Below are 12,024 nucleotides of genomic sequence, written 5' to 3'. Positions count from 1 at the left end.
GTCACGCCTCGCTTTCTAGGACCGGCAGCAGCGGATGCCAGCAGGCGACGGCGCCGCCGCCCGAGTCGGCCAGTTCGGGACGCGCCTGCCGGCATCGGTCGTCCGCCCGGCCGCACCGGGGCGCGAACGCGCAGCCCGGCGGCAGGTCAGAGGCGTGCGGCGGGCGGCCGGGAATGTTCGCGAGCGGCCGCGACCGGTCGGTCGACATGTCCGGGATGCTCGCGATCAACGCGCGGGTGTACGGATGCGTGGCCTCGGCGAGCCTGCTGACCGGCAGTTCCTCGACCACCCGGCCGGCGTACATGACCAGGACCCGGGACGCGTTCTCAGCCACCACCGCGATGTCGTGGCTGATCAGCAGGACGGCGGCGTCGCTCTCCTGGGAGATGCGCCGCAGCAGGCCGAGCACCTCCTTCTGGACCGTCACGTCGAGGGCGGTGGTCGGCTCGTCGGCGACGATCAGCGCCGGTTGGGCCATGAGGCCCATCGCGATCGACGCACGCTGGCGCATGCCGCCGGAGAACGCCATCGGGTACTGCTTCGCCCGCGCCTGCGGGTCGGTGATCAGCACTGCGCTGAGGCGGTCGACGGCTCGTCGCCACGCGTCCCGGCGGCTGAGGCGTTCGTGGGTCTCCGCGACCTCGGCGAGCTGGCGTCCGACCTTGAGCGCCGGGTTCAGCGACGACATCGGGTCCTGGAACACCATCGCGAGCGAGGTGCCGAGCAGCCGCTCGCGGTCGCGGGGGCGCATCCGCCGCAGCTCGTTGCCCTTGATCTGGTGCACGTCGGCCTCAGCGACGTTCGGGTACGAGGTGAGCTGCGCGGCCGCCATGGCGGTGAGGCTCTTGCCCGATCCCGACTCGCCGACCAGCCCGACGATCTCGCCGCGGCGAAGGCGCATGCTGACGTCGACGACCGGGGAGAAGGGCGCGGTCTCGCCGGGTACGGTGACGGTCAGGCGCTCGATCCGGAGCACCTCGTCGCCCGGTGGCGGCGTCTCGGCCGGGGCCGTATCCCGGCGCTGGGACCTGAGGGACGGGAGCCGGAGGTGACCGTGCTGGCTGCCGCCGAGGACCTGGGTCAGCAGCTCGCCGGCGAGGACGAATGCGAGACCCGCGACGACGATCATGATGGACGGCGCGAGCGCGGCCACGGGGTTGGTGTAGATGGCCGGCAGCCCGTCGGCGAGCATGCGTCCCCAGTCGTACTGCGGCGGTTGCACGCCGAAGCCGATGTAGGACAGCGCCGATATGCTGAGCAGCGCCGCCCCGACCTGGCTGGTCGCGTTGATGACGAGGGGTTCCGAGATGTTCGGGATGACGTGGCGAATCAGGATCCGCCACCGCGGGACCCGGAGCAGTCGCGCGGCGGAGACGTAGTCGGCGTTCGCGACGCCGCTGGCGGTGGTGTGGGTCAGCCGCGCGAACGAGGGCGCGAAGGCGATCGCCATCGACAGCACAGCGCCGCGCGCCCCCACTCCGAAGATCATGGCGAGGAACAGGGCGAGCAGCAGCCCGGGAAAGGCGACCATCAGGTTCAGGACGGCGACCACCATTCGGCCGGCGCGCCGGCCGAGCACGACGGGGACGGTGCCGATGATCAGCCCGCAGGCCACGCCGATGCCGACGACGAGCAGAGCGAGGACGAGGGACAGCCGGGTGGCCACCAGCGTCCGCGTGAGGACGTCGCGTCCGAGGGCGTCCGTGCCGAACGGGTGCGCCGCCGACGGTCCCGCCTGGAGTGCGCCGCCCGCGATCTCCGTGGCCCGGTCGCCGAGCAGCAGCGGCGCCACGACGGCGGTCGCGACCAGGAGCAGCAGCAGGGCGACCGTGACCACGCCGAGCGGCGACGACAGGTGATGGCGGGTACGTGACCAGGACACGTCAGCTCTCCTTGATCGTCGAGCGCGGGTCGATGACGGCGATCGCGATGTCGACCGCGAGGTTGATCAGCAGGATGCCGGCGCCGAAGAAGAGCGCGACCGCCTGGACGACCGGGTAGTCCTTGGCGAGCACCGAATGCACGAGTTCGGCGCCGACGCCGGGCCAGGCGAACACGTTCTCCACGAGCACGGTGCCGGCCACCATCGACGCGAGGATCATGCCGGAGACGGTCAGCGTCGGGGTCAGCGTGTTCGGCAGCGCGTGCCGCAGGTAGATCAGCCGCGCCGCGAGGCGCTTCGCGCGCGCCGCCCGGATGTAGTCCTCGCCGAGCACCCGCTGGGTCTCGGCCCGGACGATCCGCGCCAGGTAGGCGGCCGGCCCCACGACGAGGGCGGTCACCGGCAGCACGAACGACGCGGGACCGGACAGGCCCGCGACCGGCAGCGCGTTGAGGGAGACGGCGAAGACGAACACGAGTCCGACCGACACCAGGTAGTCCGGCACGGAGAGCGCGAGCCCGGTCACGCCGCCGAAGCCGAAGTGCAGGCCGCGGCCCCGGCCGTCCCGGGTGGCGATACCGAGAAGCAGGCCCACCGGTATCGCCACCGCGAGGCAGACCACGAACGCGGTCAGGCCGAGCTGGAGGGTCGCGGGCACCAACTGTGCCATCTTCTCCCGCACCGGCGTCTGGGTGTCCAGTGACGTACCGAGGTCGAGGTGGAACAGGTTCCAGAGATAGTCCAGGTACTGCCGCCACAGCGGGTCGTTGAGCCCGAGACGCTCCCGGGTGGCCGCGATGGTCTCCGGCGGCGCCATCAGGCCCAGGGCTCCGCGTACCGGGTCGCCCGGCAGCGCGTGGACCATGGCGAACGATGCGGTGACGACGACCGCCAGCGAGACGACGAACCTCCCCAGCCGCCGGATCAGGAATACCGGCCACGGGTGCCTGGCGCGCAGCGACGACTTCACAGAACCTCCCATCCTCCCCGCCGTACCTAGCGCAGAACCCGGAGCGAGGTGGGCTCCAGCACGCGGGCGACGACGTCGAACTTGGCCCCGTTGCCCCAGTAGAGGTAGGGCGAGACGCCGATCGGGGTGATGTCCGCGTCCTTGATCAGGGCGCCCTCGCCCGCGTTCCAGTCGGCGCAGCCGCCGGTGCCGGACTTCGCCTGCGCCGCCTTGATCGAGCTGTCGAAGACGTCGTTGTGCATCGAGCCGTAGTTGATGCCGCCATGCGACGGGGTGGCGCCGGAGAAGAATGGCACGAGCGTGGCCGGGTTGGACACGCCGAGGCCGATGAGGGTCGCGGTCCACGGGCCCTTGCCGCCGAAGACGACGTCGGACCGCGCGTTGAACGACTGTCCCTTGAGGTCCACCTTGACGCCCAGCGCCGTCCACTTCTGGCCGATGTACTCGGCCGCCGCCGCGGTCGTGGTGTCCTCGTTGTCGTAGACGAACGCGACCTCGAGCGGCTTGCCGTCCTTGGCCCGGGCTCCGCCGCCGGCGGCCGTCCAGCCGGCCCGGTCGAGCAGCGCCGCCGCGGCGGCCGCGTCGTACGCCGGCTTGTTCGGGGTGACGGTGTCACCGCTGCAGATCTTCGGGTCGGTCAGCAGCCCGTTGGCCTCCTGTCCGAGGCCGCCGGTGGCGACCTGGGCCAGTTCCTTCATGTTGAGAGCGCCGACGAGCGCGCGCCGGACGTTGACGTCGGCGGTCGGCAGACCGGCGGCCTGGTTGAAGGTGAGCTCGTCGTCGATGATGCTGCCGCCGTCCGAGAACACCTTGGCGGCCTTGAGCCGCCGGGTGTCGGCACCGGAGAGGAGCGAGATGTTGACGCCCTTGCTCAGCAGGAGGTTGGCCGTCGTGGTCACGCTCGTCACGAGCTTGAAGGTCACCTTCGCCGGTATGCCCTTCTCGGCGGTCGAGGCGCCGTTCGGCCCCCAGGCGTACCCGTCGCGGCGGGTGTACGTGTACTGGTTGCCGGCCTGCACGCTGGAGAGGACGAACGGACCGGAGCCGGCGGAGGCGGCCTTCAGGGAGTCGCGGTTCTTGATGGCGCTCGAGCAGACCAGCGGCAGCTCGGCCAGGTTCTGCAAGAAGAAGGGCGCGCCCTCCTTGAGCTTGACCGCGACGGTGCCGGCGGCCTTGTCGGCCGTTGCCGTGGCGCCGGCAGGAACGGCGGCGCCGCGCATGGGTGAGCCGTTGCCCTCGGCGGCCACGTAGTTGATGTTGTCGGCCACCGTCTGCGCGTCCATCGGCGAGCCGTCCGAGCAGGTGACGCCCTCGCGGACGGTCAGCGTGTAGGAGGTTCCCTCGCCGGTCCACGACTTGACGACGCTGGGCGCCACCTCGCCGGAGTCCAGCAGCTTGACGGGCGTGTCGTAGGCGAAGACGGCCATCATCTTGTTGACGCCGTTGACCGAGCGCTGCGGGTCGAGCGCACCGGGGTCGCTGTCGATCGCGATGGTGAGCGAGCCACCGTCGGCATAGTCGTCGCCGGACGAGCTACCGGTGCTCCCACCGTTGGAGCAGGCAGCCAGCGCGACCGTCGAGCACAATACGGAAATCGAGACACGAAAAGGGCGATTTCGGACCATTGGCGTGTGACTTCCTCTGCGGCCGGCGGGACGAGCCAGCTCGGCGCTGGGTGATGTAACCCACGATTGAAGCCACAGCGCGGCAGCGATTCTTGTCCAAGCCCACAAAGGTGCCCGTGCTCGATCGTGGCCAGACCCAAGCCCCACGGTCGCCCCTCACTTTAACGTCGTCCGTCAGACCGTACCGGACTAGGTGAAACATGGATCAAATGACGGAGGGGTCCGGGTTGGTGGACGTCGAAAGCCTCGGCAAGCGGTACCAGGAGCTCCGATACCGCACGGCGCCCACCTGGGCGCACCTGATCGGTGAGTACTCGGTGGCAGGGCACTTCGAGGACGTCAGCGCGACGGCCGAGGCGGCCGAGCTCCGCGAGCTGCGCGAGGTGGCACATGCCGCCGCCGCGCTCGCCCGTACGCCGGACGGCACACCCGTCTCGCTCGACGGCGCGGTCCTCGCCTGGCAGGCCGCGACCAGAGCCGACGTGCTCGAACACCGGTTCGCCGAGCTCGACGTCGACCCGCTCTTCGGGCCGGTGACCCAGTTCCCGGGCCAGGTCGCCAAGCTGGCGCTCCCGTCCGCCGAGGTGGCCGGCGCCCTGCCGAAGAAGTACCGCGGCTTCGCGCGCAATCTGCGCGACAGGCTGGAGCGTCTCGCTGCGGGCCGCGCGGCCGGCCGTACCCCGGTCGCCTTCGCCGTGGCGGACACCGTGGACAGGGTGCGGAGGTGGCTGCACACCCCGCTCGAGGACGACCCGCTGCTGGCCGTCGACCGCGCCGCGCGCACGGATCACCTGCGCGCGGTGGTCGGCGAGGTGGTGCGCCCCGCGCTGGCCGACTATGCCAACGCGTTGACATGGGAGGTCGCGCCGTCCGCGCGGCCCAATGAGCGGTGCGGGCTGTGCTGGCTCGACGACGGCGATCGCGTCTACGCCACCCTGGTCCGCTCGCACACCACCACCGACCTCCACCCTGACCGCATCCACGAGATAGGGCTCGCCCAGGTCGCGGCCCTGGACGAGGAGTACGCCGCCCTCGGCCGGGAGGTCTTCGGCACCTCGGACGTGGCCGCCGTCATGGCCAGGATGCGCGACGACCCGGCCCTGCACTTCGACGACGCCGCCGGCCTCGTACGCGCCGCGGAGGTCGCCCTGGCCCGGGCGACCGACCGCGCCCCGGGCTGGTTCGGGCGGCTGCCGCGCGCCGCGTGCGCGGTCGAGGCGGCGACGAGCGGATCGCTCGGCCAGTACATGCTTGCGCCGAAGGACGGCTCGCGGGGCGGGACGTTCGTCATCAACGTCTCCGATCCGCGCGCCTGGGCCCGGTACGAGGTTGAGGCCCTCGCCTTCCACGAGGGCGTTCCCGGGCACCACCTGCAGATGGGCCTCGCCGCCGAGCTCACCGAGCTGTCGGAGTTCCGCCGCACCACCACGGTCACCGGCTTCCTCGAGGGCTGGGGGCTGTACGCCGAACGGCTCGCCGACGAGATGGGCCTCTACAGCAGCCCGCTGGACCGGCTGGGCATGCTGTCGTTCGACTCGCTGCGGGCCTGCCGCCTGGTCATCGACACCGGCCTGCACGCCAAGGGCTGGAGCCGGCAGCGGGCCAAGCGCTTCCTGGCCGAGCACTCACCGCTGAGCCCGGGGCACATCGACGCGGAGGTCGACCGGTACATCGTGACGCCGGGCCAGGCCCTGGCCTACTTGGTCGGCCGGCTCGAGATCGTGCGGATCCGGCGGGAGGCGGAGCGCCGCCAGGGTGCCGGCTTCGACCTGGCCCGGTTCCACGACGTGGTGCTCGGCGCGGGGCAGCTGCCTCTGCCCTTGCTGGAGGCGCACGTCGCCGCGGCACTACCAGGCGTCGTCGGGTAGTGCGCCGGGCGGGCGGCGGCGATGCCAGTCGCTGACCGCCTGCACGGCTTCGCCCACCATGAGCAGGGCCCGGTCGGCGCCGCGCCGGCCGACCAGCTGTGCGCCGACCGGCAGCCCGGCCGGCGAGGGCGACACCGGCAGGCCGACGACGGGCAGGCCGGTGACCGACCAGCAGCCGGTGAGCTGGTTGATCCGCCGGCTGACGAGGGTGAGATCGCCGTCCCCGGCAACGGGCGCGACGAAGGGCGTGGCCGGCACGGCGATGACGTCGGCCTCGGCGAGCACCTCGTCGACCCGGGCCCGCCAGACGGAGGCCACCGCGAGCGCGCTCTCGATCTCCTCGGTGGTGACCCGGCGGCCCGCCTCGATCCGCCCCTTGATCCCGGCGCAGACGCGGGCGTCGTGCCAGTACGGCCGGAGGTGGCGGATCGCCTCGGAGTTCTGCAGCGCGGCCATCGCCTGGTGCACCCGATCGACGTCGCGCAGGGCCACCCGCCGGATCTTCGCGCCGTGCGCGCCCAGCAGGTCGAGCAGATCGCGGAAGCCGGCGGCGACCGCGGGCTCCAGGTCGTCGAGGAAGTACGGCTCGGGTACGGCCACGGTCAGGCTGGACAGGTCCCGCGGCGGAAGGGGCCGCGAGCCCGTGCCGGCCATGACCTCCAGGGCGATGCGGGCCTCGGCCGCACTACGCGCGAGCGGCCCGACGACGTCCATGCTGGGGCTCAGCGGCGTCACTCCCAGCGTCGGCACCAGCCCGTGGCTCGGGCGCAGCGTGGTCACCCCGCAGAACGCGGCCGGGTTGCGTAGTGAGCCGCCGGTGTCCGTGCCGATCGCGAGCCGGACCAGGCCCGCGGCGACCGCGACGGCCGACCCGCCGCTTGAGCCGCCGGGGATCCGGTCCAGGTCCCACGGGTTGCGGCAGGCGCCCCACGTGTCGTTCTGCGTGGTCGCCCCGAAGCTGATCTCCTCAAGGTTCGCCTTGGCGACGATCCGCGCGCCGGCGGCCCGCAGCCGGCGCACCACCTCCGCGTCGATCACCGCCGCGGGCGGATGCGGGTCGCGGAGCCCGTCGGTGCGCACCGTCCCGGCGACGTCGATGTTGTCCTTGACCGCGATGGTCCAGCCCGCCATCGGGCCGTTCTTCCCGGCCCCGGTGTCGTCCTCGATCAGCTGGGTCAAAGCGTTCAGCCGGGCGGCGAGCGCCACCACGGCGGCGGGAGCGCCGCTCACCGTTCACCGCCGAAGGCGCCGCCCCGTGCAAGATCGGCCAGTTCCGCGGCGCTCATGCCGAGTTCCTCCCGCAGGATCTGCTCGCGGTGCTCGCCGAGGCCCGGCGCGCGGTCCGGTGTCGGGTTCTCCCACCAGGCGCGTCCCGCCGTGCGCACGTGCCGTACCGTACCGAAGCTGGGGTGGTCGGTGTCGACGACCAGGCCGCGCTGCGCGGCCTGCGGCTCCTCGAAGGCCTCGCGCAGCCCGTTGACCGGGCCGCACGGCACGCCCGCCGCCGACAGCAGGCCGACCCAGTGGTCGGTGCCGTGCCGGGACAGGGCGGAGTCCAGCACCGCGTCCAGCTCGGCCTGGTGCGCCTGGCGGCCGGCGAGCGTCGCGAACCGGGGATCGGCGGCGACCTCGGCGACGCCCAGCACCTTGGTCAGGCGCTCGAAGAACACCGGCTTGACGCAGGCGAGCATCAACCAGCCGTCCGCGGTGGGGTAGGCGCCGAACGGCACTACCGAGGGGTGCGCCGACCGGGTCTTGCGGCGGGTCTCGTGCCCCCGGGTGAGGAACCAGGTCGCCGGGTAGGAGAGCATCGCCATCGCCGTGTCGAAGAGGCTGACGTCGCACTCGCCGCCGACGCCGTCGCGCCGGGCGACGTGGACCCCAGCCAGCAACGACATCGCCGCGACGACTCCGCCGCAGTAGTCGACCAGCGAAAGGCCGCTCTTGGTCGGCGGTCCGGCCGGGTCGCCGGTCAGGTCCATCCACGCGGCGAGACCTTGGACGACGTAGTCGTACGCCGGCTCCGCCCGCCGCGGCCCGGTCATCCCGTAACCGGACAGCGAGCAGACCACCAGCCGCGGATTGAGGTGGCTCAGGTCGGCGTACCGGAGGCCGAGCTTGTCCGGCACGTCCCCACGCAGGTTGTACATGAGCGCGTCGGCGCCCTCGACGAGGCGGTGCAGCACCGCCACGCCGGCCGGAACCGAGAGGTCGAGGCAGATGCTGCGCTTGTTCCGGTTGAAGCTCTGGAAGAAGAGGCTGTCGTCGTCCTCGGCGAACGGCGGGACATGCCGCCCGATGTCGCCGCCCGTACGCGCGTCCTCGATCTTGATCACGTCGGCGCCGAGCTCGGCGAGGTGCAACGATCCGAATGGGCCGGCGCCGTACTGCTCGACGGCGATGATCCTGATGTCACTGAGTCCCGTCACGTCTGCTCCTGTGCTCGATGACCGCATGGGTGCGGGCCATCTCGTTCCTGGTCACCATCACTGCCTCGTCGACGCCCATGCCGGGCCGGGCCAGCAGCACGTCCGCGCCCGCGCCCATCGCGACGTGGGTGGCGATGCGGGCCGACAGGTCGGTCTCGGTGCACGACCCTCCGAGGTACGCCGCGACGCCTGCGGCCCGGCAGGCGAGAACGGACCGCACGGCGTCGTCGAGGCTGCCGACGTCGGGCATCTTGATCTGGATCATGTCGGCCGCCCGCGCGTCGAGGAAGGCCAGCACGTCCTCGTGGGTGTTGCACCACTCGTCGGCGACGATCTGGACGCCGGTTTCGTGTTCGCGCAGGCGCAGGAGGACGTCGATCTGGGCCTCCCGCGACGCCGCGCGCATCGGCTGCTCGACGCGCAGCGGGAACGGCGCGCACTTCTCGGCCAGCCGGGCGAGGAAGCCGGCCACCTCGGCCGTGGAGGGGAAGACGTCGCCGAGGGTGCCGTAGCAGTCGATGTGGATCACCGGCTGGTAGTCGTCGTCCGGGCGCCGCGCCAGCACCCGGTCGCGTACCCAGCCGACATACTCCAGCAGCAGGTGGCCGCCGGGCCCGACGAGCAGATCGGCGTTGTTGATCAGCCCGTGCGGCAGGCTCTCGACCCGGCGCAGCACCATCCGGTCGACCGCGCCCCGCCGGTCCTCGCCGGACTGGGCGAGCAGCGGGACTGGACCGATCGGATCGGCGCCGCCGTACTCGGCGGCGACCACCTCGGCCATCGTGCGCCGGGTGGCGTTCGCGGCCGCATCGAGCAGGGCCTGGCTGACCCCGTACGCGACCGCTCGTGGCAGCCCGAGCGGCGCGATCAGGGCGGAGGTCTCCCGGAACGAGTCCACGGTCGCGTCCAGCAGGACGTCGCGCAGCACCGGCAGCCAGCGGTCGCGGGCCGCCTCCGCCAGCAGGACGGGCTCGCGTCCGGAGCCGCCGGCGTACTGCACCGACACCCCGGCCCCGGTGGCCACGCGGTCGTCGTCGAGGAAGAGCGAAATCTGCAGCGACTCGCTGGGCTGGCGGATCGCGCGGTAGCCCGGGGTGAGCGCGGGGCCGTCGTAGAAGTAGCCGTCGCGTACCGCCCCGGCCTTGATCGCCGCCTGGTCGTCGTTGCTGTAGGTGCCGATGCCGGGCACCGCCAGAATCTCCGAGACGCGCATCAGCCGGCGTACCTTGTCACCCAGTCCACGACCCGGGCGTTGTAGTCGCGCCGGAACCGGGGCGGGCTGTTGAACAGCATGTTGTGCGACGCCTCCGGGTAGATCACGATCTCGGTCTGCACGCCGAGCTCGCGCAGCGCCGTGTGCCACTGCCTGGCCTGGTCGAGCGGGCAGCGGACGTCCGCACCGCCGTGCAGGAGCAATGTGGGAGTGCGTACCTCGGCCACGTGGGTGATGGGCGACATCGCCGCGTAGTTCTCGGCGTCCGCCCAGAACGCGCCGCCCCACTCGCTGGTCGACAGGGCGCGCCGGTTGTCGGTCGTGCCGGCGGCGCTGCGCAGATCGCTGATGACGCCCCCGCCGACGGCCGCGGCGAACCGGTCGCTGCGGCTGGTGAGGTAGCAGGTCATGTAGCCGCCATAGCTGTAACCGGTCACCGCGATGCGGTTGTCGTCGACGAGACCCTCGGCGACGAGCTCTTCGAGGGGCTCGAGGAAGTCCGCGGTGTCCGAGGTTCCCCACCGGCCACTCACGGCGCGGGCGAACTCCTCGCCGTAGCCGTCGCTTCCCCGCGGGTTGAGCAGCAGTACGGTCCAGCCGCGCGCGACGAGCTCGTGGTGGTAGAGGTGCACGGCCTCCGCGGCGCCGTTCCAGGCGTTGTGCGGGCCGCCATGGATGTCCAGCAGCAGCGGCTGCGGGCCGGTGGCGTCGGGGTCGCGCATGACCCATCCGGTGACGGCCGTCCCATCGGAGATGGTGAACGTACGCTCGGCGCGCGGGGCCGGACGCCGGTCGCCGAGCCGCTCGCGATGGTTGGTCAACTGGGTCGACGTGCCGGTCGCGAGGTCCAGGACGTAGATCTCGCCGAACGTGTCCGGCCCGTTGCCGATGAACGCGACCAGTGTGCCGGCCACGCTCAGGCTCGAGACGTTCTGGTCGGGCGCCGCGAGCAGCGCGGTGGGGGTACCGCCGGTCTCGGGCATGGTGTACGGCACGACGTAGCCGCCCTCGCGCACGCAGAACAGGACCGTCCCGAGCTGCGGCACCACGCGCGGCGTCGAGCCGGGATAACCGGGCGCGCCGTACATGACCTGCCGGTCCATCTGCTCGGTGAGGTGCCGGGCCGTGCCGTCCGCCGGATCGACGAGGAGCAGGCCGGTGAAGCGCGCGGGCCCCTCCGGGTGGCCGCAGACCAGCAGCCGGGTGCCGTCACCCGTCCAGGCGAGCGGCCCGGCGCTGCCGGATAACGGGCCCGCCGGCCGCGGGACCCGTCCGGGGTCGCCGAGGTCGATGGTGTACGCGGCGGATTGCCGGGTGAGGTCGGCGTCCGCGGACATGGCGGCGGAGAAGGCGATCCGGGTGCCGTCCGCCGACCAGGCCGCCCCGAATGCGCTCCACTCGCCGGCGGTGATCTGCTCGCATCCGCCCGTGCCGACGTCGGCGATGTGGATGTGCTGCCGCGGGGCGCTCAGCACGCCGGCGCCGTCAGCGTAGTAGTCGAGGCGGCGGCTCACGACCGGCGCGCCCCACGCCCACGTGCCCTCGGACTCCGGGGGATCGGCCGGCGCGGTGAACAGCAGCCGCGAGCCGTCCGGGCTGAACGCCGGGGCGCCCGCTCCGCCGGGCCGGCGGGTGAGCTGCCGCGCCTCGGACGTCCCGACGTCGAGCAGCCAGATCTGGGGCCGGCCGTCGGTGGTGCGCAGGAAGGCGAGCAGCCGGCCGTCCGGCGACCAGGCCGGGGCGCAGTCGCCGACGCCGTCGGTCAGGCGGCGCGGGTTCCCGCCGCCGGTGGGCACCAGCCACAGGGTCTGCTCGACGCGGTCCGCGTCGAGGTCGTCGGTCTGGACGACGTAGGCGACCGCGCTGCCGTCCGGGCTGATCGCCGGTTGCTTGGGTACGTCGATCCGCCGGATGTCGTCGACAGTCAGATAGCGGTTCACACCGGGCCTCTCGTCGGTTGCCTGGATGCCGGACACCGCTGATCGTCACAAGTCCGGGGGCGGCGGCGCTGGTGTCGCGGCACGAAATTGCGAGCGC

General features: G+C 72.3%; 8 protein-coding genes. 1 reads left to right on the top strand and 7 read right to left on the bottom strand.

The genetic code is table 11. The features are described from left to right. Window position 1: 1 nt before the first annotated feature. Genes ACWCSU_RS19535 through ACWCSU_RS19525 form a run of 3 tightly spaced genes read right to left on the bottom strand, consistent with a single transcriptional unit; the run spans window position 2 to window position 4,438 of the window. Window positions 2-1,882: a dipeptide/oligopeptide/nickel ABC transporter permease/ATP-binding protein gene (locus tag ACWCSU_RS19535; protein WP_449936451.1), complete on the bottom strand. Its 1,881-nt coding sequence runs from the start codon at window positions 1,880-1,882 to the stop codon at window positions 2-4. Between the two features lies 1 nt (window position 1,883). Continuing rightward, window positions 1,884-2,864 (bottom strand): ABC transporter permease, encoded by a 981-nt coding sequence (locus tag ACWCSU_RS19530; RefSeq protein ID WP_449936448.1) that lies wholly within the window; start codon window positions 2,862-2,864, stop codon window positions 1,884-1,886. A 14-nt stretch (window positions 2,865-2,878) separates the two neighbouring features. Next, entirely contained in the window at window positions 2,879-4,438 is a 1,560-nt protein-coding gene (locus ACWCSU_RS19525) for an ABC transporter substrate-binding protein (protein ID WP_449936447.1), read from the bottom strand. A 239-nt stretch (window positions 4,439-4,677) separates the two neighbouring features. On the opposite strand from ACWCSU_RS19525, the gene ACWCSU_RS19520 reads away from it, so the two are divergent. Continuing rightward, window positions 4,678-6,345 (top strand): DUF885 domain-containing protein, encoded by a 1,668-nt coding sequence (locus ACWCSU_RS19520; protein ID WP_449936445.1) that lies wholly within the window; start codon window positions 4,678-4,680, stop codon window positions 6,343-6,345. Here ACWCSU_RS19520 and ACWCSU_RS19515 read toward each other — a convergent pair. From ACWCSU_RS19515 to ACWCSU_RS19500, 4 genes are read right to left on the bottom strand one after another with little or no spacing between them, the layout of a single operon-like run. Continuing rightward, on the bottom strand, window positions 6,325-7,575 hold the full coding sequence (locus ACWCSU_RS19515; RefSeq protein ID WP_449936443.1) for an amidase: 1,251 nt from the start codon (window positions 7,573-7,575) through the stop codon (window positions 6,325-6,327). The genes ACWCSU_RS19520 and ACWCSU_RS19515 overlap by 21 nt on opposite strands. After that, a complete protein-coding gene (locus ACWCSU_RS19510; RefSeq protein ID WP_449936442.1) occupies window positions 7,572-8,774 on the bottom strand; it encodes a CaiB/BaiF CoA transferase family protein in 1,203 nt (400 codons plus the stop codon). The genes ACWCSU_RS19515 and ACWCSU_RS19510 overlap by 4 nt, the downstream gene beginning before the upstream one ends. Continuing rightward, window positions 8,758-9,987, bottom strand: a complete 1,230-nt coding sequence (locus ACWCSU_RS19505; protein WP_449936440.1) for a methylaspartate ammonia-lyase — start codon at window positions 9,985-9,987, stop codon at window positions 8,758-8,760. The genes ACWCSU_RS19510 and ACWCSU_RS19505 overlap by 17 nt, the downstream gene beginning before the upstream one ends. Then, entirely contained in the window at window positions 9,987-11,927 is a 1,941-nt protein-coding gene (locus ACWCSU_RS19500; protein ID WP_449936439.1) for an alpha/beta fold hydrolase, read from the bottom strand. Before ACWCSU_RS19500 ends, ACWCSU_RS19505 begins: the two co-directional genes overlap by 1 nt. Window positions 11,928-12,024 lie beyond the last annotated feature (97 nt).

The sequence above is a fragment of the Nonomuraea sp. NPDC001699 genome, from assembly GCF_053596455.1.
Note: the sequence above shows the minus strand (reverse complement) of the source record. Positions and strands in the feature narration are given on the sequence as shown.

Bases quoted from the DNA above. Each gene is read 5' to 3' on its own strand.
- ACWCSU_RS19520 (WP_449936445.1), top strand. From the start codon at position 4,678: ATGGATCAAATGACGGAGGGGTCCGGGTTGGTGGACGTCGAAAGCCTC.
- ACWCSU_RS19530 (WP_449936448.1), bottom strand. From the start codon at position 2,864: ATGGGAGGTTCTGTGAAGTCGTCGCTGCGCGCCAGGCACCCGTGGCCG.
- ACWCSU_RS19505 (WP_449936440.1), bottom strand. From the start codon at position 9,987: ATGCGCGTCTCGGAGATTCTGGCGGTGCCCGGCATCGGCACCTACAGC.